The organism is Hymenobacter siberiensis (genome assembly GCF_018967845.1).
GTDB classification, from domain to species: domain Bacteria; phylum Bacteroidota; class Bacteroidia; order Cytophagales; family Hymenobacteraceae; genus Hymenobacter; species Hymenobacter siberiensis.
The window spans coordinates 855,778-879,867 of the sequence record NZ_JAHLZZ010000001.1 but is presented as its reverse complement, the minus strand read 5'-3'; the positions used below and the strand labels follow the sequence as shown (position 1 = coordinate 879,867).

Here is a 24,090-nt window from a genome sequence, read left to right as displayed (position 1 = left end):
TCCCAAACACCAAATAGCCACGAAATGTCAGGAATATTTCATATCTATTTGTTTATCAATAAATTAATAAATCCTGTTAGCCGCAAAGCGGTTTGAGTTAATCAGCGAAACTCGATGCGAACCGGCGCCTGGCCAGGGAATTTCAGCAGGTAGATGCCGGCCTTGAGGGTGCCCCGTAGCACGTCCAGCGTGGGGGTGGTGGGGCTGATGGTACGCACCACGCGCCCGGCGGCATCGAGCAGCTGAGCCTCGGCAATATTGGCCCAGGCGGCGGGCAGCAGGATGCGGATGGCGTCGGCGGCGGGGTTGGGGTAGGCTTGGGCGGCGGGCGCGGGCGCGGGCGCGGCCGGGGCCTGGGCGGCCGTCACCACCAGGCCGGGCAGGGCCAGCACGGGCCGCAGAAAATCGCGGATGGTGCGGAAGGTCGTGTCGGCGTAGGCCGCATTAGTCTCGAAGGGAATGTGGCCCGCACCGCGCAAGGTGCGCAGCGTGTTACGAATGCCCAGGGCGGTGGCGCGGGGATTGAGCCGGCCGCTGCCATACACGTACTTGGGCGGCAGGAACGAGCCCACCCGGCCTTGCAGGTAGGGCACGGTGCCATCGGCGGTGCCGTGCACGCTGCACAGCGGCGCGTTGCCGGCCTCGATGTAATTGGGGCTTTCGGTGGCTCCGCTCAGGTTGAGCACGGCCTGGGGCAGACTGCTGTAGCCTGGGTTGCCGCTCACGCCCTCCACGCCGCCCAGGGCGACAATACCCACGTAAGCAGGCACTTCGGGGGCTTTATCAAGGTAACCGACTTCGAGCGCGGCAAACGCCCCAGCCGACGAGCCGCCCACGATGATGTAGCCGGGATTGACGCGGTAGGCGTTGGCAGTAGCCGCGTCTTTGCGGAAGAAGCGCACAGCGGCGCGCAAATCCTGCATCCCCCGAATGGCCGATTTGGCAATGTTCACGGTATCGAAACCACCGCCGAGAACGATGCTGAAGTCCAGCAGCCGGTAGTCGATGCTGGCCGTGACGTAGCCCAGGCGGGCAAACTTTGTGCACACGTCTACCATGTAGGCATCGGTGCGCAGGCCCGTCACGAAGCCGCCCTGGTGGGCGAAGATGATAACCGGCCGCCGGGCCAGCGCATCGCCGGTGGGCTGGTAAATATCCATAAGCAGCGCCTGGTTGGTACCTACCGAGTTTACGGCCGCGCCAAAGGCCACGCCCGAAGCCACGGTCACGTTGGGGAACAGCGGCCGGTAGTAGCGCCCGCCGGTGGTGTCGATAACGCCCTGGGCACTGGCCGCCTGGGCGGCCGTGAACAGCAGGGTGGCAAGGAAGAGAAAAAGTATTTTCATCACAAAAAGAGAAAATAGTAGCCGGATAATACAGCGGCGGCCGGTTTGGGCATCAACGCCGGCAGGCGAGCCGGCGTTGGGGTGGCCGGGTGGGGCCGCGCTGGTTCCGAAGATACAGCCTGCGTTATTTGTGGCTGCTTAATCCCGCTCCGTCATGTCCATTTCCATCCCTCCCGCCCTGCGCGCCGGTCAGCGCGTCGCCATTGTGAGTCCGGCTCGCAAAATCTCGGCCGCTGAGCTAGCCCCCGCCATTGCCACCCTGAAAAGCTGGGGACTGAAGGTGGTGCTGGGCGAAAGCGTTGGCGGCAACCACCACCAGTTTGCCGGCGACGACGACCTGCGCCGCCGTGATTTTCAGCAGCAGCTCGACGACCCGGCCATCCGGGCCATTCTGTGCGCCCGGGGCGGCTACGGCACGGCCCGCATCGTGGACGGGCTGGACTTCGCCGGCTTTCGTGCCCACCCCAAGTGGGTGGCGGGCTTCTCCGATATCACGGTGCTCAACTCCCACCTGCTGGCCCTGGGCTACGCCAGCATCCACGGCGTAATGCCGGTGCTGTTCCATCAGGCCGGCGGCGAGCTGGCACTGGAAACCCTGCGACGGGCGTTGTTCGGCGAAGCCTTTCAGCCCATCGAAGTGGCTCCGCATGCCCTCAACTGGCCCGGCACTGCTACCGGCGCGCTGGTGGGCGGCAACCTGAGCCTCCTGCAAACCATCACGGGCACGGCCTCGCAGGCCGGCTTTGCGGGCCGCATCCTGTTTCTGGAAGACCTCGACGAGTACCTCTACCACATCGACCGGATGCTGCTGCACCTGCACCGCAGCGGGCAGCTGGCCGGGTTGGCCGGGCTGGTGGTGGGCCACTTTTCGGCCATGCGCGACAATACCGTGCCCTTCGGCAGCACGGCCCTCGAAATCATCAATTCCTATGCCCGCCTCTACGACTTCCCGGTGGGCTACGGCTTCCCGGTGGGCCACGAGGCCAACAACCTAGCGCTGGTGGTGGGGCAGGAAGTGACCCTCACGGTGACGGCGGCCGGCAGCCGGCTGGCGTAGGCCGTAGCGCGAACTGGAAAGTTCGCGCTACTTCATTCCTTGCCCTGGGCGGCGTACACGGCCGCGATGTGGCGCGCCACCACTTCCAGCGGCAGGCCCAAGAGGGCCAGGTAAGCGGCGTGGAAGCGGCGCAGGTAGAAACCGGGCTGGCGCGCCAGGCGGGCCTTCATTTGCTCGCTGCGGTCGGTGCCCACTTTGTAGCTCAGGCACTGGCCCGGCCAGGTAGTAACGCGGGTGATTCCGCGCTCCGTGATGTCGTCCTGGCCCGGCACGTTGGCGGCCTATGTAGGCGCGGGCGTTCAGCCCCGGTCGTGAATGCCCATATCGAGCACCACGCGGGCCGAGCGCACCAGGTCCCACTCCCACTTGCCCGGCTCGGCTTCGGACTCACGGTGCAGGCCCAGGTCTTTGCCCAGGTACTCCACGTAGCAGCCCCAGCCCTAGGCATTGCCCGAGTAGAAGGTGAGGGCGCTGAGCGGCAAGTAGTGCACGGCCGATGTAGAGACGCAATAGCTGGCGTCTCTACATCGCTCACCCAATGCCATAGCGACCGCCCCCACCGGAACGGCGGCTTTTTTTGCGCCAGGCAAGCCACATCTTATGCCGAGTAAAGTGTTGGCAATCAGTTATTAGCGGAGCTAATAAAGAAACAGCCTTTAGAAGCTTTGTCCGGTGTTTAAGCTGAGCCATAAGTAATGCTCTATCTTTACATTAAGTAGTTTATTTTAATTTAATACTGGGCTCTCAGCGCTACCCGCTTTCGTCTTGGCCTCACCCCCGGACGTGGCGCTCCCGCTGATTGCATGCAATACCTCTACGCTTTGGCCGCGCGCGCGGCCCACACCACCCGCATGGCCCTGGCGGGCTGTTTGCTGGCCCTGCCACTGCTGCTGGCCGCCTGCACCACCACGCCCGCGCTGGTAGCCAGGCCGCAGCCGGTGGCCCCACTGGCCCACTGCCTGCCCTACGCTCCGACGGCCTTGCGAGTACGCCCCCTGGGCGTAGCGCCCGCGCCCCGTACCCAGGCCCCTATGCCGGCCGATACCTCGGCCCGGGGCATGGCCAACATCTGGGCCGACTTGCGCCGCCGCTCCTACTTCCTCGATGCGGCCGCCGACGCGCCCACGGCGCGGGTGGCCGGCAACGCCACCCAGCGCCTGAGCGCCCGCCTGGCCCCGGCCACCTACACCTTGGCCGCCGCCGTGCCGCTGCCCGCCCGGTCCCGGCCCGACCAGCGGCCTGCCGCGCCCCGGGCCGCTGGCCGACCGGCCTGGCAGGTGGGCCTCACGCTGCGCGGCATTGGGCGGGCGGGTCACCTGGCCCTGCGCCCGGCCGCCGTGCCCACCGTGGCCGCCGCCACCGACACGAGCGTGCGCTACCAGCACGGGGCGGCCTTCGCCCTGGAATACACCAACACCCCAGCCGGGGTGCGCCAGAACTACTACCTGGCCCAGCGCCCGGCCGGCGCCGGCGGCCCGGTGCGGGTCGAGCTGGCCTTGACTACCACCGGCCTGCGCCCGGTGGCGCAGGCCGACGGGCAGGCGCTGGCCTTTGTGCCAGCCGGGGGCGGGGCAGCCGTGCTGCGCTACGACCACCTGCGGGCCTGGGACGCCACCGGCCGGGTGCTGCCCAGCCGGCTGCGACTGCACGGACGCACGGCCCTGGCCCTGGAAGTGGACGACACAGGCGCGGCCTACCCGCTCACCATCGACCCGCTGGCCAGCACGGCCAGTGCCGTGCTGGTTGACCCGAATACAACCAGCACCGCCGACTACTTCGGCTTCAGCGTGGCCGGGGCGGGGGACGTGAACGGCGACGGCTACGCCGATGTCATTGTCGGGGCCCCAGGGGCCGCTACCACAACCAACGCGGCCGCCACCAACAACGGTCGGGCCTACTTGTACCTGGGCAGCGCGGCCGGGCTGGGCACCACGCCCAGCACTGTGCTGCTCGACCCGAACACCAATACAGCTACAGACTTCTTCGGCTACAGCGTGGCGGGGGCGGGCGACGTGAACGGCGACGGCTACGCCGACGTCATTATCGGAGCCTATTACGCAGCCACCCTCGAAAATACCCGCAGTAACGGTAATGGGCGGGCATATCTTTACCTGGGCAGCAGCGCCGGGCTGAGTAACACGCCCAGCGCCATTATACTCAACCCGAACACGACCAGCACCGTCGACTACTTCGGCAGCAGCGTGGCGGGGGCGGGCGACGTAAACGGCGACGGCTACGCCGACGTCATTATCGGAGCCTATTACGCAGCCACCCTCGAAAATACCCGCAGTAACGGTAATGGGCGGGCATATCTTTACCTGGGCAGCAGCGCCGGGCTGAGTAACACGCCCAGCGCCATTATACTCAACCCGAACACGACCAGCACCGTCGACTTCTTCGGCAACAGCGTAGCCGGAGCGGGCGATGTGAACGGCGACGGCTACGCCGACGTCCTCATTGGGGCATATAGAGCCGCATTAACGACTAATGCGGCCGCCACTGGCAATGGGCGAGTGTACCTGTACCTGGGCAGCAGCGCCGGGCTTAGTAACACCCCCAGCACCGTGCTCACCGACCCGAACACGACCAGCACCGGCGATGCCTTCGGCAGCAGCGTGGCGGGGGCGGGCGATGTGAACGGCGACGGCTACGCCGATGTCATTGTCGGGGCCTACGGGGCCGCCACCACGACCAACGCGGCCGCCACCTACAACGGCCGGGCGTACCTGTATCTGGGCAGCGCAGCCGGGCTGGTCAGCACGGCCAGTGCCACGCTGCTCGACCCGAACACGACCAATACCGGCGACTACTTCGGCATTAGCGTGGCCGGGGCGGGCGATGTGAACGGCGACGGCTACGCCGATGTGCTCGTCGCGGCCTATTGCGCCGCTACCGCGCCCAATGCGGCCGCCACCGGCAACGGGCGAGTGTACTTGTACCTGGGCAGCGGCACCGGGCTGAGTAATACCCCCAGCGCCGTGCTAGTTGACCCGAATACAACCAGCACCAACGACTACTTCGGCAGCAGCGTGGCGGGGGCGGGCGACGTGAACGGCGACGGCTACGCCGATGTCATTGTCGGGGCCCAAGGGGCCGCTACCACAACCAACGCGGCCATCACCAACAACGGTCGGGCCTACCTGTACCTGGGCAGTGCCGATGCGCTGCTGACTATCCCCACCACGTTCCGGAACGACCCAAACACGACCAGCACCGGCGATGCCTTCGGCAGCAGCGTGGCGGGGGCGGGCGATGTGAACGGCGACGGCTACGCCGATGTCATTGTCGGGGCCTACGGGGCCGCCACCACGACCAACGCGGCCGCCACCTACAACGGCCGGGCGTACCTGTATCTGGGCAGCGCAGCCGGGCTGGTCAGCACGGCCAGTGCCACGCTGCTCGACCCGAACACGACCAATACCGGCGACTACTTCGGCATTAGCGTGGCCGGGGCGGGCGATGTGAACGGCGACGGCTACGCCGATGTGCTCGTCGGGGCCTATTGCGCCGCTACCACGACCAACGCGCCCGCTGCGTACAACGGGCGGGCCTATCTGTACCTGGGCAGCAGCACCGGGCTGGACAGCACCCCCAGCCTTGTGCTCACCAACCCGAACACGACCAATACCCGCGACTATTTCGGTATCAGCGTGGCCGGGGCGGGCGATGTGAACGGCGACGGCTACGCCGACGTCGTCGTCGGGGCCTATAAGGCCGCCACCACGACCAACGCGCCCGCCACCAACAACGGGCGGGCCTACTTCTACCTGGGCAGCAGCACCGGACTGGCCAATACGCCCAGCGCCGTGCTGGTTGACCCGAACACAACCAGCACCACCGACTACTTCGGCTTCAGCGTGGCCGGGGCGGGGGACGTGAACGGCGACGGCTATGCCGACGTCATTGTTGGGGCCTACGGGGCCGCCACCACGACCAACGCGACCGCCACCTACAACGGGCGGGCCTACCTGTACCTGGGCAGCGCGGCCGGGCTGCCCAGCACGGCCAGTGCCACGCTGCTCGACCCGAACACGACCAATACCGGCGACTACTTCGGCATCAGCGTGGCGGGGGCGGGCGACGTGAACGGCGACGGCTACGCCGACGTCATCGTCGGGGCCTATAACGCCGCCACCACGACCAACGCGGTTGCCACCAGCAACGGGCGGGCCTACCTGTACCTGGGCAGCGCGGCCGGGCTGCCCAGTACGGCCAGCGCCGTGCTGGTTGACCCGAACACGACCAATACCGGCGACTACTTCGGCGTGAGAGTGGCCGGGGCGGGCGACGTGAACGGCGACGGCTACGCCGACGTCATCGTGGGGGCCTACGGGGCCGCCGCCTCGACCAACGCGGCCGCCAATAACAACGGCCGGGCCTACCTGTACCTGGGCAGCGCGGCCGGGCTGGTCAGCACGGCCAGCGCCACGCTACTCAACCCTAACATGTTGAATACTAGCGATTTCTTCGGAAACAGCGTAGCTGGAGCGGGCGATGTGAACGGCGACGGCTACGCCGACGTCCTCATTGGGGCATATAGAGCCGCATTAACGACTAATGCGGCCGCCACTGGCAATGGGCGAGTGTACCTGTACCTGGGTAACCAGGGGGCGGCCCGCCCCGGCGGCAGCTTGCGCCTCTATAACACCAACCTGAGCACCCCACTCACCGTGGCCAACCGGCCGGCCGCCCAGTTTGGCCTCGGCCTGACCACGCGCTCGGTGCTGGGCCGGGTGCGCGCCCGTCTGGTGTGGGAAGTGGCCGCCAATGGCCAGAGCTTCCTGCACGCCTCGCCCATCACCAACTCGGTGCAATACTCCGGCCGCGGCCCCTGGACCGACCTGACTGTGAGCGGCACCGAACTTAAACAGTTGGTGAGCAAAGCCGGCCACACTACTCGCGTGCGGGCACGCCTCGAATACGCCAGCGCCGCGCTGGCAGTTGGCAGCCCGGCCGCGGGCACGGGCGGAGTGGGCAGTGCCGCCCGCTACGGCCCTTGGCAGTACGTGGTGGCCCAGCAGCAGGCCCAGCTTAATGCCCTGCCCCTACCTGTGGAGCTGACGGCCTTCACCGCCGCCCTGGCCGCCCCCGCTGCCGTGCGCCTGGCCTGGGCCACGGCCTCGGAAAAGAGCAGTGCTTCTTTCAACGTGGAGCGCAGTGCCGATGGCACCGCCTTTGGTACCATTGGCACGGTGGCCGCGGCCGGCAGCAGCAGCGTCCCGCGCCGCTACGAGCTGCTCGACACCCGGCTGCCCGGCGGCGCGGCCCTGCTCTACTACCGCCTGCGGCAGGTAGACACAGACGGCACGTTCAGCTACTCGCCCGTGCGCACAGTGAGCCTGACGGGCGCGGCCGAAGGGCTGGCCCTGTATCCCAACCCGGCCCACGCCGGCGCGGCTACGCTCACGGGCGCACTACCCGGCACGCGGGTCACGATGTTCGACGCGCTGGGCCGCAGCGTGACGACCGCGACGGCCGATGCCACGGGCACGGCTGCGCTGGCCCTGCCGGCCGGGCTGCCGGCAGGCGTGTACGTGGTGCGCGCCGGCAGCAAAGCCCTGCGCCTGACGGTGGAATAAGGCAGCGGCTCGGACAGGCACGAAAAAGGGGCGGGCCAAATGGCCCGCCCCTTTTTCTTTTAGGCGCTGCTATCGGTATCCGCCTACTCCATATACAACACCTGCAACAGCGTCTGGCCCACGGCTTTCAGGCTCGTGCGGTCGATGATGTTCATATTGTCGGCGGTGGCGTGGTGGTAGGCCGGGAAGTAGTCGGTGGGCGAGTTGTAGTGGTAGATATCGATGGTGGGAATACCGGCCTTGTTCGTGTACACATGGTCGTCGGTGATGCCGCCGGTATCCTGAAAACGGAAGAAATTGGAGTAGCCGAGCTGGGCGGCAGTGTTCCAGATTTTGTCGAGCGCGGCGCGGGCGTAGGTGCGCGAAGTTTCCTCGCGGGTGAAAGTGGCGCCCTTGGCACCGACCATATCGAGCAGCACGCCATACTCAGCTTTGTAGCTGGCGGGCAGTAGGTGGGTAGTCCAGTACTGCGAGCCTAGGCACCAGGAATCGGTGCCGCTACCCTGGAGCTGGTCTTTCAGCTTGGCCTGCGTGGCATCGTCGTGCCCCCAGTCTTCGGCATCGAAGAAAATGAAATCGACGCCAACGTTGGGAGCCAGCGAATCGGGCTGCTGACTGAGCTGGCGGGCCATTTCCAGGGCCACGGCCACGGCGCTGGCCCCGTCGGAGGCCCCGTCCATGGGGGCATTTTTCTTCACCTTGTCGTTGTCGGCAAAGGGCCGGGTGTCCCAGTGGCCGAAGATGGCCACGCGCCGCGCCGCCTGCGGCTGGTACTGCGCAATGATGTTGCGGGCGTGGATGTTGGTACCGTCAAAGGTCATCGCCTCGAAGGGCTGCTCCATCACCTTGAGGCCGTAGCTCTTGAGCTTGGCCACCAGCCAGTTGCCGGTCGCAATATGGGCCTTGGAATTGGGCACGCGCGGCCCGAAGCTTACCTGCTTCGCCGTGAAGGCGTAGGCCGAGTCGGCGTTGAACACCGGGGCCTTGGGCAGCTTGACTTCAGCCGGGGCGCTACCCACGGTTTCGGCGGCCTTTTTATCGGGGCAGCCGGTGAGCAGGAAGAGGCCGGCCAGGGCGGCGAGGGGAAGGCGAAGGGAGCGAAAATTCATGTTTTAACTGTCATCCTGAGCGCAGCGAAGGACCTTATCGCGCCCGGGGTCGTGTAGGTTAGTAACTCAACCGGCGCAGGCGTGATAAGATGCTTCGCTGCACTCAGCCTGACAGATTTTAGTCTTCGCTATAGGCCCACTCCACACCGGCTTTGGTGTCTTTTATCACGATGCCCTGGTTTTTGAGGGCGGCCCGGATAACGTCCACTTTGTCGTAGGCTTTGTCGGCTTTGGCTTCGGAGTAGAAGCCGAGGGTGAGCTCCAGCAATTGCTCCACGTTGGCGCGGGGCTCGTCGCTCAGGCCCAGCACGTCCTGCACCATGGTGCGGTAGGTGGCGGCGGCCTGGGCGAAGGCCTCGGCGCCTACTTCGGCCAGCGCGGCGGGGTTGGCAGCCAGCGTATTGAAGCGCTTGAGCAGGTCGAACAGCGCAGCCATGGCGCGGGGCGTGTTCAGGTCGTCGTCGAGAAAATCGGCGGGCTTAGCGGCCAATGTAGTGAGCTGGTGAGCTGGTGAATTAGCGAGTTTATCATTCGCCTCATCACTCACTAATTCACTACTCACCATTTCACCACTAAGCTTATCCAGCAGGCGCAGGCCGTTCATCAGCTTGCGGTAGCCTTTACGGGCGGCTTGCAGGGCATCGTCGCTCACATCAACCGGCGAGCGGTAGTGGGCCTGCAGCAGGAAGAAGCGCACCACCATGGGCGAGTAGCCGAAGGCCAGCGGCCCAGTGGGCCCCTTGAACATATCGCCCAGCAACACGAAGTTGCCCAAGCTCTTGCTCATCTTGGTGCCGTTCACGGTTATCATGTTGTTGTGCACCCAGAAGCGGGCCTCGTCGGAATGCGAGTGGCTGCCCTGGCTCTGCGCAATCTCGCATTCGTGGTGCGGGAACATGAGGTCGAGGCCGCCGCCGTGAATGTCACTCAGCTCGCCGAGGTACTTGCGGCTCATGGCCGAGCACTCCAGGTGCCAGCCGGGAAAGCCCTCGCCCCAGGGCGAGGGCCAGCGCATGATGTGCTCGGGCGAAGCCTTCTTCCAGAGGGCAAAATCGAGGGGGCTGCGCTTCTCACTCTGGCCTTCGAGGTTGGCGCGGGTGCCGGCTAGCTGGTCTTCAATGCTGCGGTTCGAGAGCTTGCCGTAGCGCTTGCCTTCCTCGTCGTACTTCGGCACGTCGAAATAAACGGAGCCATTGACTTCGTAGGCCAGGCCATTGGCGATGATTTCCTCAATCACCTGAATCTGCTCGATGATGTGGCCGCTGGCCTGGGGCTCGATATCGGGCGGCAGGCAGCCCAGGCCCAGCATGTGCTGGCGGTAGCGGTTGGTGAAGTGCTGGGCCACCTGCATGGGCTCGATGCGGGCGGCGCGGGCGGCCTTTTCCATCTTGTCCTCGCCGGTATCGGCGTCGCTTTCGAGGTGGCCTACGTCGGTGATATTGCGCACGTAGCGCACCTGGTACTGCAGGTGGCGCAGGTAGCGCGTGAGCACGTCGAACACCACCGGGCCACGGGCGTTGCCCAGGTGGGCTTCGCTGTATACGGTGGGGCCGCACAGGTACACGCCCACCTGGGGCGCGTGCACGGGCTGAAATTCTTCTTTCTTGCGGGTAAGCGTGTTATAAAGCTGAAGCGACATGGTGCAAAGGTAGCGGGAGGATAACTCCCCTCCTTACCAAGGAGGGGAGTTATCGTACTACTCCATTAACCGATAAAGCCCTTCGACCGGGAAATGGTCGCTCCACTTGATTTCCCGATGCACCTTACAGCCCAGCACCTGCCACTGCTTGCTGGCAAACTGCTGGTCGATGCGCAGGCCGGGCAGTTTGCCATTATACGTGGCCCCGATGCCGAAGCCCACGGTGGCCCAGGCGTTCTGCATATGGTCGGCCAGTTGGTCGTAGACGTAGGAATAGGGCAGGTCATTGGTGTCGCCGGCCAGCAGCACGGGGTAGGGCGAACGGGCCACGCGGGCCAGCACGGTATCGACCTGCACGCCCCGGGCCACGGCCCCGTTGCGGAAGCGGCGCAGGAGGTTGGGGGCTTTCTGGCGCAGGCCGGCGCGGCTTTCGGTGGCGGTGGCAATGTCGCTTTCAGCCATGGCCATGCTTTGCAGGTGCACGTTGAAAACGCGAATGGTATCGGGTTGGGAGTGGCCGGGGCCGGCGGGGCGGGCCAGGTCGGCCCACATGGCGTGGTTTTGGGAGAGCTTGCCGAAGGCAATGGTGCCGCGCCGCACAATGGCAAAGCGCGAGAAAATAGCCAGCCCAAACTCTGCCCCAATGGCATTGGTGAGGCTGGGCGACACAAATGCGTGGCGGCCACTGCCGCGACCCAGCCGCTCTTCGGTGTGGAACACCTTGGCCTCGAAGCTGTTGCCCAGCGGCTCGTTGTAGTATTCCTGCAGGCAGAGCACATCGGCGGGGCTGGTGGCCAGCCACCGCACAAAGCCCTTGGACGAGGCAAAATCCGGGTCGCGCAGCTGGGCATACACATTGAAAATGCGCACGTTGGCCGACAGTAGGCTTACTTCGTTTGAATGAGGAATGAAGAATGAGGAATGAGGAATTTTGTTCTTGCCCACCTCCGCCTTTTTCGTCCCCAATTCCTCATTCTTCATCCCTAATTCTTCATTAAGCGAAGCGCGATTAAGCGGCGCGTGCAGCGCCAGCCCGCGCTGCACATGCGGCCAGGTGAGGCCCAGCGCCACAATAGGCAGCACCGCCACGCGCCAGTTGCGCCGCAGCCAGTATAGCGCCAGCACAAACGTGCATACCAGCGCCACCGGCGTGGTGAGCGCCCCAAACACCACCGGCCAAAATACCCGCGCGGGCACCTGCTCGCAGGCAATGGCCAGCAGCAGCCAGGCCAGGGTAAGCAACGTGAATTTGAAAGCGAAAGAGCGGCGCACGGTACAAGCAACGGAGCCCGCAAAGATAACGGCCACCCCCCGCTTCGAGTAGGTGCGAAGCGGCGCTTCGCACTGCATGCCCACGCCACACAAGACGCGCACGAATTTTGCGCGATTGCCATTCCGGCCATAGTCCGCGCCCAGAGCGGGCCGGGCGCTGCTTTTTTCCAATCTTTGCCTTTCCACTCCTTTCTGCCTCTGGCGTTTCTATGCCGATACCTCTCCGCTCGTTGGGCCGCTTTGTGCTGGCTTTAGTAGGTTGTGCTGCCCTATCGTGCCCGGCGCAGGCGGCACGGGGCGCGGCCACTGCCCCCACCGGCTCCAGCCTCGAATTTGTGCAGAACAAAGGCCAGTGGGATGGCCGCGTGCGCTACGAGGCTACCCTGCCGGCCGGCACGCTGTTCGTGCTGCCCACGGCCCTCACCTACGCCTTCCTGGACCCCGCCGCCCTGCACCACCACGATGGCGCGCCCCGCCCCAGCGGCGGCAAGGCCAAAGCCGACAGCATCGCGGCCCACTCCTACACCGTGCACTTCGAGCAGGCCAACGCCCGCGCCCGCCTCACGGCCGAAACACCCACGGCCGGCGAGCGCAACTACTTCATCGGCAACGACAGCCGGCGCTGGGCCAGCCACGTGGGCGCGTTTCGGCGGCTGCGCTACACCAGCCTGTGGCCGGGAATCGACCTGACGCTGTATGAAAATATTGGTAAGCAGCTCGAATACGATGTGCTGCTGGCTCCCCGCGCCAACCCCACCCGCGTGGCCCTGCGCTACGACGGGGCCAGCGCCCTGCGCCTGGACGCGGCCGGCAACCTCGTTATTAAAACCACGGTGGGCACTACTACCGAGCTGGCCCCGCAGGCCTGGCAGCTCGATGCCGCCGGGCAGCGCCAGGCCGTGGCCTGCCGCTACGTGCTCACGGGCCGCACCCTCACCTTCGCCCTGGGCGCCTACGACCACGCCCGCGCCCTGACCATCGACCCCACGGTCCAGTTCTCCACCCTCACCGGCTCGACGGCCGATAACTGGGGCTTCACCGCGACTTATGACAACGCGGGCAATATGTATTCGGGCGGCATTGTGGCCAGCAATTTGGGCGGCACCTACCCGGCCACGCCCGGCGCGTTCTACGCCGCCTTCAGCAGCGTGGAGGACATGGGCATTATCAAGTACAACACCAGCGTGAGCGGTGCGACGGCTCGGGTGTGGGCCACCTACCTGGGCGGCAACAGCAGCGAGTTTCCGCACAGCCTGGTGGTGAACGCGCAGAACGAGCTGGTGGTGCTGGGCAGCACCTCGTCAACCAACTATCCCACCACAACGGGGGCCTGGCAGCGCTTCTTCGGAGGCGGCTCATCCCTCGACCCTTTCACCGACGGCTTTCCGTACGACATGCCCAACGGCTCCGACCTCGTCGTGACCCGCTTCAGCGCCGATGGCAGCCGCCTGCTGGCCAGCACCTACCTCGGCGGCAGCGGCAACGACGGCGTATCGAGCGGCTTTGCGCTGGCCGCCAACTACGGCGACTGCTTCCGGGGCGATGTGCTGCTCGACGACGCCGGCAACGTGTACGTGGCCTCCTCCACCAGCTCGCGCAATTTCCCATTGGCGAACCAGAGTGGCGGGTTCAATGGTACCCTGGCTACGGGCACGGGCTCCGATGCGATGGTCTGCAAATTATCGGCAAATCTGAACGTTATGCTCTGGGGCGGCTTTTTGGGCGGCACCGGTTCCGATGCTGCCTACTCGATGCAGCGCGATGCCCAGGGACGGGTGTACGTGTGCGGCGGCACCACCTCGCGCGATTTCCCGGTCACGGCCGGCACGTTCCGAGGCAGTTACCAGGGCGGCGCCACCGATGGCTTCGTGGCCCGCATCAGCGCCGATGGCCGCACCCTCGAACGCAGCAGCTACGTGGGCACCAGTGCCTACGACCAAGCCTTTTTATTACAGCTCGATGCCGATGGCGATGCCTACCTACTGGGCCAGACGCTGGGACAATACCCCACTACACTGGGCCTCTACGCCACGCCCAACGGCACGCAGTTTATTCAAAAGCTGAACAAAGACCTCACCACCAGCCTCTACAGCACGGCGTTTGGCAGCGGGAGCAATACCAACGGCCCCAACCTGGTACCCACGGCTTTTCTGGTCGATGACTGCGAGCGGGTGTACGTCAGCGGCTGGGGCGGGCAGGTGAACGGCCGGAGCGGCGGCTACCTGGGCGGCAGCACCAACGGCCTGCCCACCACCGCCGGAGCCCTCCAGACCACCACCGACGGCTCCGATTTTTACCTGGCCGAATTCTCGGCCGGCATGGCGAAGCTGGAGTACGCCACCTTTTTCGGCCAGAACGGCGTGCCCGAGCACGTGGATGGTGGCACCTCGCGCTTCGATAAGCGCGGCGTGGTGTACCAGGCCGTATGCGCCAGCTGCGGCAGCACTCAGAGCTTCCCGCTGCCGCCGGGCGCGGGCACCTACACCGTGCGCAACGGCAGTTCGAACTGCAACAACGGCGCCTTCAAAATGAATTTTGAAGTACTGCAGGCCGACGCCGGCCCAAGCCGCTACCTATGCCTCGACAATGGCCCCGTGGCCCTGGCTGGCAGCCCGGCCGGGGGCGTGTGGGCCGGGCCGGGCGTGCAGGCGGCCGTGGGCGGCGGCTACCGCTTCGTGCCCACGGCCGTGGGGCCGGGGTACTACGTCCTCAACTATACGGTGGCCACCGCCGGCATTTGCCTGAGCACCCGCCGCGTGCGCTACGTGGTGGCCCCGCCGGTGGTGCCCACGTTTGCGCCCGTGCCTACGCAGTGCATAGTGGGCGCGGCGGTGACCCTGGCGGCCACGCCGGCCGGCGGCACCTTCAGCGGACCCGGCGTGAGCAACGGCCGCTTCGACCCAGCCGCGGCCGGCACGGGCACCCACACGCTCACCTACAGCATTACCGATTCGCTGGGCTGCGGCACCCTCAGCCAGCAGGTGGTGGTGAACCGCCTGCCCGTCATCACGCCCGGCCGCGACACCACCCTGTGCGCCGACCTGCGGCAGCCCTTCCAGCTGCGCGGCTACGCGCCGGCCGGCGGCGTGTGGAGTGGCACGGGCGTCACGGCCGGCGGCTTTTTCACCCCGCCCAATACCGGCAACCGGGGCGGCGTATTTCCGCTCATCTACACCGTGACGCAGGGCCCCTGCCAGGCCACAGCCACCCGCACGGTGGTGCTGGCCCCCGTATCATCGCAGGATGTGGGCCTGAACCTGCCGGAGTGCGCCGCCGCGCCGCGCTACGCCGGCCTCGCGCCGTTCGACTGCCCGCTCTCGCCGGTGCTGCTGGCCCCGCATGCCACCTACCGCTGGGATTTTGGCGATGGCAGCGAGCCCAGCACCGCTGCTGAGCCCACCCACCGCTACACCCAGCCCGGCACGTATCGCGTTACCCTCACGGCCCGCTACGGTAACTGCGAGGTACTCACCGGCTTCTCGCCCGTAGAAGTGGGCGACGTGTTCATGCCCAACATCATCACCCCCAACGGCGACGCCACCAACCAGGCCTTCCAGCCCCGCTTCAGCTGCCGGCCGGCATCGCTGGAAGTGTACACCCGCTGGGGCCAGCGCGTGTACCAAACCAACAATTACCACAACAACTGGGACGCCGCTGGCCTGCCCGACGGCATCTACTACTACCAGCTGCGCGACGCCGACGACCGCCGCGCCAAAGGCTGGGTAGAGGTGCGCCGCTAGGACGTAGTGCGAAGCGGTGCTTCGCGTTCCCGCGCGCAGCCCCCCGATTTCGGCGGCACGGAGCTGCGAAGCACCACTTCGTACTACGCCCCACCGGGCCGCACTTTGCGGCCGGCAATGTCAATTGCCTGGCCGGCTACCAGCACGTGCAGCTGCAAGCCATGCCCGCTGATAACCGCGCCATCGGGCAGGCCGGGCAGGTTGTTGTGAGTGGCCTGGGCCGCGTCGATAACCACCACAGCTTCCTCGCCGAATACCTGGGCGGGCTGGCCGGACCGGATGAGCAGACCGGTTTCCTCGCTCAGGCCGATGCCCAGCAGGGCCGGTTGGGCCAGCACGGCGTGCATGAGGCGTGCGTAGCGCCCGCGCTCGGCAAAGTGCTGGTCGAGCAGCACGCCGGGCAGCAGGTTCAGGCCGGGTTTCACCTCGATGCGGCCGCCCAGCAGGCTGCGCCAGCCGTGGCCGTTCACCAGCATATACTCGGCCACGGCGGAGGCCCCGGCGCTGGTGCCGGCCAGGATAAAGCCGGCTTCGGTCTGGTATTTCTGCTTGAGAATGGTTAGAAATTCGGTACCGAGCAGGAAATCGGTGAGGCGCTCCTGGTCGCCGCCGCTCATGAGAACGAGCGCGGCCCGGCGCAGGCGCGTGAGCGTGGCGGGGTCGTCGGCGGGGTGGTCTTCGTTTACTTGCAGGTGCCGGACGTGGGGGCAGCCCAGCTGATTCCAGGAGTGGGCGTAGGCGGCGGCGGTGCGGGCGGGCTGGCGGCGGGAAGCCGTGGTCAGCACCTCAATGGGCAGGTTGCGGTCGGGCAGCAGGCCGGCCAGCAGGGTCAGCAGGGGGTCATCGTCGCCGCCACCGAGCACGGCGAGCGTGCCCAGGGGCGCGGCAACGGGAGAAGCATCAGGCATAAATACGGGTTTGGGGCGGCAAGATGGGGCGGCGGCGGGGATTTGGGGGCGGCGGGCGGCAGGATTTCATCGTGCCCTCGAACGTCATGCCGAGCGCAGCGAAGCATCGCTACCGCGCAATGCCGCGCAATCGACAGAGTGACTGCGGGCAAGATGCGGCGCTCTGCCTGACGTTCTTTTCTCAACTTACGGCACCCATTTCCCATCCGGTTCGGCCTACTTTTGTGACGCTTATTCTCTCCATCAACCCCGCTTGCCTAGCGAAGCACCTCCCCTCCCCTCTTTTTCATGCAGCCGCATACCCTGGAAACCATCACGTCCCTGATTCAGGAGGGCGAATTTTTCAAGCTGAAACAGGTGCTCCGCGACTTTCAGCCGGCGGAGCTGGTGGCCCTTATCGAGGAGGAAGAGGAACGGGAACAGCTCATCATCTTCCGGCTGCTGCCCCTGAAGCTGGCCACCGAGGTGTTCGAATACCTCGACCTGGAGGAGCAGCGGCACTTCCTCGACAACCTGGCCCAGGATAAGATGGCCGACATCCTCAACGAGATGTCGCCGGATGACCGCACCACCCTGCTCGAATTCCTGCCCGCCAACTTCGTGGCCGAGCTCGTGCAGAGCCTGAGCGAGGAAGAGCGCAAGGTAACCCTGCAGCTGCTGGGCTACCCCGAATACTCGGTGGGCCGCCTGATGACGCCCGACTACATTGCCATTCGCGAGAACTGGACGGTGCAGCAGGTACTCGACTTCATCCGGCAGCACGGCGGGCAGTCCGAAACGCTGAGCATGCTCTACGTGACCGACGCGCAGGGCATACTGATTGATGACATCCGCATCCGGGAGTTTCTGCTGGCCGCGCCCACGGCCCGGGTGCGCGACCTCATGGACCGCCGCTTCGTGCAGCTCACCGTGACGCAGGACCAGGAAGAGGCCATCGACGTGTTCCGGCGCAACGACCGCAACGCCCTGCCCGTGGTAAGCGACCAGGGAATCCTGCTCGGCATCGTCACCATTGACGACATCCTCAGCATTCGGGAGCAGGAAGACACCGAGGACATGCAGAAGCTCGGCGGCTCGGAAGCCCTCGATGAGCCCTACCTCACCATGCCGCTCCTCACGCTGGTGCAGAAGCGGGCCGGCTGGCTGGTGGTGCTGTTTCTGGGCGAGCTGCTCACGGCCTCGGCCATGCAGTTTTTTGAGGGCGAGCTGCAGAAGGCCATCGTGCTGGTGCAGTTTGTGCCGCTCATCATCAGCTCGGGCGGCAATTCGGGCTCGCAGGCCACGTCGCTCATCATCCGGGCCATGGCGCTGGGCGAGTTCACGCTGGGCGAATGGTGGCGGGTGCTGCGGCGCGAGCTCATTACCGGCTCGGCGCTGGGCCTGATTCTGGGCCTGGTGGGCTTTGGGCGCATTGCCATTTGGCAGAGCATCACGCCCATTTATGGCGAGCATTGGGCGCTGGTGGCCCTCACGGTGGGCATTGCGCTGGTGGGCATCGTGCTGTGGGGCTCGCTGGCGGGCTCCATGCTGCCGCTGCTGCTCAAGAAGCTGGGCCTGGACCCAGCCACGTCCTCCGCGCCCTTCGTGGCCACGCTGGTCGATGTGACGGGACTGATTATCTACTTCTCGGTGGCCCTGCTGCTGCTGCGCGGCACGCTGCTGTAAAAGGTGAAATGGTGAGCTGGCGAACTGGTGAGTTTGATGTTCGGCTTGCGTAAACTGCGCCGCAGAAACGACAAACTCACCAGTTCGCCAGCTCACCATTTCACCTTTTATTCCAGCCTGCGCCGATTAGCCTTTTTCTCGCCCTGAATCTTTTTACCCTCCAGGCGCTTGCGCACGGCTCCTTTGCTGGGCTTGGTGGCTTTGCGGGGCTTGGGCCGGCGCAGGCTTTTCAATAATAATTCGTGGAAGCGCGCCAGCACAATTTCCTTGTTGCGGAGCTGGCTGCGGTCGTCCTGCGCGGTTAGCAGCAGCAGGCCATCGGTGGTAAGCTGGCCGGCCAGCTTCTCCAGTATCAGCTGCTTCTGGAGGTCGGTGAGTACCTGCGAATCCATCAGGTGCCAGCGCAGCTCCACCCGCGATTCCACCTTGTTCACGTTCTGCCCGCCCGGCCCGCTGGCCCGGCTGGTCTGGAAGGTAATTTCGGGCAGAAAGGCGGTAGCGGGAGGGAGCATAATGAAGGGTTGAGTTTTGAGGGCTGAATGTTGAGTTGAATATGTCAGGTTATTCGAAACTCAACATTCAGCCCTCAAAACTCAACCCTTATTCAAGAGCATCGCGCCATACGAGTACCCGCCGCCGAATACGGTGATAATCACTTTATCGCCACCCTTCAGCGTGTCCCACACTTCGGCCAGGCCGATGGCGGCGCCGGCGCAGCCGGTGTTACCCAGGCGCTCGATGTTGTTCACGGTACGCTCCAGCTCGATGCCAAGCTGCTTGGCCACATTTTTCGAGATGCGCAGGTTGGCCTGGTGCGGGATGAGGTAGGTTAGGTCGGGGGTGGCGATGTGGTGCTTGTCGAGCAGCGTCTGGGTGACGCGGGCCATGTAGGTACAGGCCTGCTGAAACACATCGCGGCCGAAGGGCATCACGATGCCTTTTTCTACCGGTTTCAGGGTCACGGCCTCGTCGGCTTTGCCTACGGGAGCCGCGCCGCCGGTGATGACTTCAGCAATGTGCAGGTCCTCGGGGCTGATGCGCTCCTTGCTGATGAGCAGGGCCGCCGCGCCATCGCCCCAGAGGTGGCCGGCCATGGTGTCGGCCTCGTTGTTGTAGGCGGTGTTGTGCTCGGTTACTACCACCACGGCGCGGGTGGCTTTGCCCATGGCAAAGTAGCCTTCCACAATTTCAACGGCGTTGAGCAGCGACGAGCAGGCCGAAGAAATGCTCACCGTCGGGATTTCGTTGATGCCCAAATCGCGCTGCACGGCGTGCGCGGCCGTAAAAATAGTATCGTGCGGCGTGTAGGTGCCGGCCACGATAAGGTCGACACTAGCCTGGGCAAAGCTGGGAGCGGCAGCCAGCGCGGCGCGGGTGGCGGCAATGGCCATGGTGTTGGCATTCTCGCCGGGGGCCGCTTTGCGGCGCTCCTGGATGCCGGTGCGCTCAATTATCCACTCGCTGACCAAGCCGTTGATTCGAGTGAAATGCGCATTGGTGACGACGGCCTCCGGGAGGTAGGCCGCCACATGATGAAGATACACGGGGTGGTATTGGGTGAAACGCAAAGCCGATTGGCGGCCCGGTAAAGGTACGGCCTGCATCCCCCGGCGGTCGGCGCAGGATGGTCATATGCCCGAATTTTACACCCGCAAGCCCGTATTAGTTAAGAGTGAGGAGCTGAAATCAGTGACGCTCCCATTTCAACTCTTAACTCTTAACTCCTCATTGACGCTATTCCTTCGTCACCCGGCCGCTGCCGTGCGTGTTGCTGCTAAGCTGGGCCCCGCCGGCCACGTACAAGCTGCCCGAACCCGAAATGGCCCCCTCGGCCGTGCGGCTGGCATACACATGGGCATCGCCCGAGCCGCTGATGCGGGCGCGGCTGATTTCGGTTTTCAGGTCGTGGGCCCGCACTTTGCCCGAGCCGCTGATGCGGATTTCGTTGCTGGGGCAGGTGCCGCCCAACGTCACATCGCCTGAGCCGGACACGGCCGTTTCGAGGCGCCCGGCCCGCAGCTGCGGCACCAGCAAATCGCCGGAGCCACTCACGGCCAGTGTCATGGCATCGGCTTCCAGCGGGCCGTTTAGCTCCAGCTTGCCCGAGCCACCTACGCGCAGCGCCGTGAGGCTGGGCACGGTCACGTACACCGTCACGGCGCCGTGGTTCTTGTAGTTGAACATGCCCTTGCCCGCGTTTTGGCGGTAGCCCAGGCGCAACTGGCTGCCTTTCACTTCGGTCTCAAAATCGGCCAGGTCTTCCTTGCTGGCTTCCACCACCACGCTTTGGGGGCTGCCCTGCTTCACCACCACATGGGCCGAGCCGCCGAGGCTGATTTCGGTGAAAGCGCCCACTGTGCGGGTTTCGCGGTCGGCCAGGGGCCGGGGCGCGGTGAAGGACGAGAGCGTGCCCATGGCCAGGGCCAGCAGGCTGGCGCACATTGAGGTAATCCGAAAATTCTTCCTGAGGAAAAAAAGGGGAAAGGGTGAAAAGGTGAGTGGACCCGGTTACCAGCAGATGCTGCGAACGTTACAGCGGTTGCCCGAAGTTATTTCTTTCTGCCTTTTTTTCTATTCCGTTTTCCTAAAACTCTACGTGCAGGCGAATGGCCACTACGTGCACCGGCCCGCTGCGGTCGCGGTTATACCCAGGGTTTACAACAAATTGATAATCAGGGCTAATTGATGCGTGATAGATGGGCAGCGCGAAGCTATAGTACACCTCGCCAATCTGCTCCAGGCCGTAGTTGAGGGCGCCATTGTTGGGCACGTAGCCCGTGCCGGGGCCGTCGCCCACCATGAAGCCGTAGCCGCCGGCCGCCAGGTAGGCGCGGTGCTCGGGGCTGATGCCGTTCACGACGATGGCCGCGCCAACGCGGTCGTTGGGCCGCTGCCAGCGGTCGCCGGTGCTCACAATGCCGAGGCTGGCACTCTGGTCGATTTCGGTGAAGGCCCAGGTTTCGTTCTTGCCATCGTTGTAGCTCACGCGGGCAAACAGGCCCACGTTTTTGGCAATTTCCTGCTCCGCGTTCAGGCCGAAACCGATTTTGGTGTGGCCGTCGCGGCGCACCAGCGTCACGTCGGGCTGCTCGCCGGTGAGCTGGGCCAGCCGGACGGCCGTGTTGTAAGTAGCCATCGCGGCCACGTTGCGGAAGCCCAGCGCCCGAATGGTGCCCTGCCGGCCCCGGAGATGGTACACTTTGGTTAGCTCCACGGTTTCGGCGTGGGCCGTGCCGTAGTGGAAATCGAGCGTGGGGCCATTGGCCTCGGTGGGCATTATCGTGGTGGCAAAACGGGCCGCAAAGCCGGGCGTCACGTACTCAAAAACCCCGCCCACGGTATAGCCACGGGTGTTGGCGGCGTAGTCCCAGCCGCCGGCGCTCATCAGACTCCAATTCAGAAACTGGGTGCGCGGGTCGTGCGAGTAGCTGTTCTGGTCGAAGAAATCAGCCGTGCTGAACTTGCCGACGTTGATGGCAAAGTAGCGCCGGGGCGTGGGGCCGGCCACTTGGTTGAGGTCGTCGTCGTCCTTATCGGTTTCCGAGCCCAACGCAAACACCTGGCGCAGGTACAGCCGGGCCAGGTATAAATTGGGGGATGGGTTGCCGATGCGGAACGTTTCGCCGTTGGTGAAGCCCGCGATGCCGCGCGCACCGCTCAGGCCAGTACCGCCCGCCACTTCGGGGTTGAAGTACACCGCCGCGCCCTTCCACAGCCGCCGGCCAATAAACAGCGTGCTCGTGAACGACAGCTTCGCCGATTCGCGGTCGGCCAGGCTAAAGGCGCCCGCATACGGCGTAATCAGGTCGTTATGCCATTGGTTTACAAGTGTTTGCTGAAAGTGCAGGCTCCATTTGCGCGGGGCCCCGGGGTCGTTCGGATTAGGAAGGTGCGCGGGCTCCTGGGCCGAGGCGGCATTGGGCGGCGAGGCGGGAGTGGTAGAGCCGGGGGGCGTGACCTGAGCGAAGGCCGGCGCGGCCAGCAGCAGCGCCCCAGCGAGCGGAAGAAAGAGGTGTTTCAGAACCAAAGAACCTGAGAAGGCCGAATAAAATAGGGATAAAGGTGCCACATTTCAAATGTGGAAAGGATGAAGTTAACCGGCGCGCACGGTTACGGCGGCCCCACGCCCTACTTTTGCCCCATGCCGCTACTTCATTACCTCGACCAGGGCCAGGGCCGCCCGCTGGTTATCCTCCACGGCCTGTTTGGCACCCTCGACAACTGGCAGACCCTCGCCCGCCGCTGGTCTACCGAAACCGACCTGCGCGTTATCAGCGTGGATTTGCGCAACCACGGCCGCTCGTTTCACTCGCCTGAGCATACCTACGCCCTCATGGCGCAGGATGTGCTGGCGCTCTTCGACCACCTGCAACTCGGCCCCGACACCACCCTTATGGGCCACAGCATGGGCGGCAAAGTGGCCATGCGCTTCGCCCTCGACCATCCCGAGCGGCTGGCCAAGCTCATCGTGGTCGACATCGCCCCGCGCTTCTCCAACATGGAGCACCAGGACGACATCGTGGCCGGCCTGCAATCCGTCGATTTCACCACCTGCACCAACCGCCAGGAGGCCGATGCCGCGCTGGCCAAGTACGTGCCCAACTTCGGCACCCGGCAGTTTTTACTGAAAAACCTCTACCGCAAGGAAGACAATACCTTCGGCTGGCGCATCAACCTGGAAGTGTTGGCCGCGCAGCTCGCCGCCATCGGAGAGGAAACCATTGGCATCGCGCCATTTATGAAGCCCGCGCTGTTCATTCGGGGCGGCAAGTCGGACTACATCACCGCCGAGGATAAGCTGACGAATATTCCGGCGCTGTTCCCCAACTCGCAGGTGGCGACCGTGGTCGATGCCGGCCACTGGCTGCACGCCGAGAAGCCGGAAGAGGTATTCGAAATGGTGAAGACATTCGCGCTGAGCTGATTGCAGCTTGGACTCTGCGAGTCCGAGCAACGAGCGCAGCGAGCACCTCGCGCTGAAAATCATCCAACCATCAACCTCTCGCGAGATGCTCGCTGCGCTCGCGCTCGGACTCGCAGAGTCCAAGCTACTTTTTATGTCCGGAACCCTCTTTCTCATTCCCACGCCGCTGGCCGATGACACGGCCCCGCAGGTGCTGCCGCCGCAGGTGGTGGACGCCGTGGCGGCCCTCCCCTACTTCCTGGTGGAGAATGCCCGCACGGCCCGCCGCTTCGTGAAAAGCGTGGCCCCGCACCGCGTTATCGAGGAAATCCGCTTCGTGGTCATCGACAAAGACAGCACCGATGCGGAAGTGCGCGCCGCCCTCGCGCCGCTGGTGAAGGAGGGAATTGATGCCGGCATTCTCAGCGAGGCGGGCTGCCCGGGCATTGCCGACCCGGGCGCAGCGCTGGCGCGGGAGGCCCACCGACAGGGCCTGCGGGTGCGGCCACTGGTGGGGCCGTCGTCGCTGCTGCTGGCGCTCATGGCTTCGGGGCTGAACGGGCAGCAGTTTGCTTTCCACGGGTATTTGCCCATTGAGAAAGCGCCGCGCGTGGCGGCCATCAAGGCCTTGGAGAAGGAGGCGCAGCAGCGGCAACAGTCGCAACTGTTCATCGAAACGCCCTACCGGAACGGGTCGCTATTCAGCGATTTGCTGGCGCATTTGCAGCCCGGTACCCGCCTGTGCGTGGCGGCTGATGTGACGGGCGCGGGGGAGTTTATCAAGACGCTGCCGGTGAGCGACTGGCGGCGGCTACCGGCCCCGGAGCTGCACAAGATTCCGACGGTGTTTGTGCTGGGGACGTAGAACGGAC

Annotated in this window: 15 protein-coding genes and 1 pseudogene; 6 read left to right on the top strand and 10 right to left on the bottom strand. The window is 65.0% G+C overall.

What is annotated here, in order from left to right:
• Positions 1-101: 101 nt before the first annotated feature.
• Positions 102-1,346 carry an alpha/beta hydrolase gene (locus KQ661_RS03770; protein ID WP_216685689.1) on the bottom strand — a complete coding sequence of 415 codons (1,245 nt, stop codon included), beginning with the start codon at positions 1,344-1,346 and terminating at the stop codon, positions 102-104.
• 154 nt (positions 1,347-1,500) lie between these two features.
• Here KQ661_RS03770 and KQ661_RS03765 point away from each other — a divergent pair, with 154 nt between their 5' ends.
• The gene (locus KQ661_RS03765) at positions 1,501-2,403 is read left to right on the top strand and encodes a S66 peptidase family protein (protein WP_216685688.1); all 903 of its coding nucleotides are present in this window, start codon (positions 1,501-1,503) and stop codon (positions 2,401-2,403) included.
• Positions 2,404-2,435: 32 nt separating this feature from the next.
• On the opposite strand, the pseudogene KQ661_RS03760 reads toward KQ661_RS03765, so the two are convergent.
• Positions 2,436-2,831 (bottom strand): annotated as a pseudogene (locus KQ661_RS03760) (DUF885 family protein); the annotation flags it as partial.
• Positions 2,832-3,206: 375 nt separating this feature from the next.
• Between KQ661_RS03760 and KQ661_RS03750 the strand changes: the two are divergent.
• Positions 3,207-7,982: a beta strand repeat-containing protein gene (locus KQ661_RS03750; protein WP_216685685.1), complete on the top strand. Its 4,776-nt coding sequence runs from the start codon at positions 3,207-3,209 to the stop codon at positions 7,980-7,982.
• A gap of 83 nt (positions 7,983-8,065) precedes the next feature.
• Here the strand turns inward: KQ661_RS03750 and KQ661_RS03745 are convergent, their stop codons facing one another.
• The 3 genes from KQ661_RS03745 to KQ661_RS03735 form a co-directional block, all read right to left on the bottom strand.
• Entirely contained in the window at positions 8,066-9,091 is a 1,026-nt protein-coding gene (locus KQ661_RS03745) for a M28 family peptidase (RefSeq protein WP_216685684.1), read from the bottom strand.
• 118 nt (positions 9,092-9,209) lie between these two features.
• Positions 9,210-10,730, bottom strand: coding sequence for a cysteine--tRNA ligase (gene cysS / locus KQ661_RS03740; RefSeq protein WP_216685683.1), 1,521 nt, complete (start codon positions 10,728-10,730; stop codon positions 9,210-9,212).
• Positions 10,731-10,787: 57 nt separating this feature from the next.
• Complete coding sequence (locus KQ661_RS03735) at positions 10,788-12,104, bottom strand: endonuclease/exonuclease/phosphatase family protein (RefSeq protein WP_216685682.1); 1,317 nt, start codon at positions 12,102-12,104, stop codon at positions 10,788-10,790.
• Between the two features lie 107 nt (positions 12,105-12,211).
• Between KQ661_RS03735 and KQ661_RS03730 the strand changes: the two genes are divergently transcribed.
• Positions 12,212-15,742: a DUF7948 domain-containing protein gene (locus tag KQ661_RS03730; protein WP_216685681.1), complete on the top strand. Its 3,531-nt coding sequence runs from the start codon at positions 12,212-12,214 to the stop codon at positions 15,740-15,742.
• Positions 15,743-15,825: 83 nt separating this feature from the next.
• On the opposite strand, the gene KQ661_RS03725 is transcribed toward KQ661_RS03730, so the two are convergent.
• Positions 15,826-16,650 (bottom strand): cyanophycinase, encoded by an 825-nt coding sequence (locus tag KQ661_RS03725; RefSeq protein ID WP_216679412.1) that lies wholly within the window; start codon positions 16,648-16,650, stop codon positions 15,826-15,828.
• A 288-nt stretch (positions 16,651-16,938) separates the two neighbouring features.
• Here KQ661_RS03725 and mgtE point away from each other — a divergent pair, with 288 nt between their 5' ends.
• Positions 16,939-18,315 (top strand): magnesium transporter, encoded by a 1,377-nt coding sequence (mgtE, locus tag KQ661_RS03720; RefSeq protein WP_168672642.1) that lies wholly within the window; start codon positions 16,939-16,941, stop codon positions 18,313-18,315.
• 107 nt (positions 18,316-18,422) lie between these two features.
• On the opposite strand, the gene arfB is transcribed toward mgtE, so the two are convergent.
• From arfB to KQ661_RS03700, 4 genes are all read right to left on the bottom strand, one after another.
• Positions 18,423-18,827 carry an alternative ribosome rescue aminoacyl-tRNA hydrolase ArfB gene (gene arfB / locus KQ661_RS03715; RefSeq protein WP_216679411.1) on the bottom strand — a complete coding sequence of 135 codons (405 nt, stop codon included), beginning with the start codon at positions 18,825-18,827 and terminating at the stop codon, positions 18,423-18,425.
• An 81-nt stretch (positions 18,828-18,908) separates the two neighbouring features.
• Positions 18,909-19,859 carry a 3-oxoacyl-ACP synthase III family protein gene (locus tag KQ661_RS03710; protein ID WP_216685680.1) on the bottom strand — a complete coding sequence of 317 codons (951 nt, stop codon included), beginning with the start codon at positions 19,857-19,859 and terminating at the stop codon, positions 18,909-18,911.
• 190 nt (positions 19,860-20,049) lie between these two features.
• Complete coding sequence (locus tag KQ661_RS03705; RefSeq protein ID WP_216685679.1) at positions 20,050-20,757, bottom strand: head GIN domain-containing protein; 708 nt, start codon at positions 20,755-20,757, stop codon at positions 20,050-20,052.
• A 142-nt stretch (positions 20,758-20,899) separates the two neighbouring features.
• Positions 20,900-22,342: a carbohydrate porin gene (locus tag KQ661_RS03700; protein ID WP_235726920.1), complete on the bottom strand. Its 1,443-nt coding sequence runs from the start codon at positions 22,340-22,342 to the stop codon at positions 20,900-20,902.
• 60 nt (positions 22,343-22,402) lie between these two features.
• Here KQ661_RS03700 and KQ661_RS03695 point away from each other — a divergent pair, with 60 nt between their 5' ends.
• Both KQ661_RS03695 and KQ661_RS03690 read left to right on the top strand, forming a co-directional pair.
• The gene (locus tag KQ661_RS03695; protein ID WP_235726919.1) at positions 22,403-23,239 is read left to right on the top strand and encodes an alpha/beta fold hydrolase; all 837 of its coding nucleotides are present in this window, start codon (positions 22,403-22,405) and stop codon (positions 23,237-23,239) included.
• Positions 23,240-23,372: 133 nt separating this feature from the next.
• A complete protein-coding gene (locus KQ661_RS03690) occupies positions 23,373-24,083 on the top strand; it encodes an SAM-dependent methyltransferase (RefSeq protein ID WP_216685678.1) in 711 nt (236 codons plus the stop codon).
• Positions 24,084-24,090 lie beyond the last annotated feature (7 nt).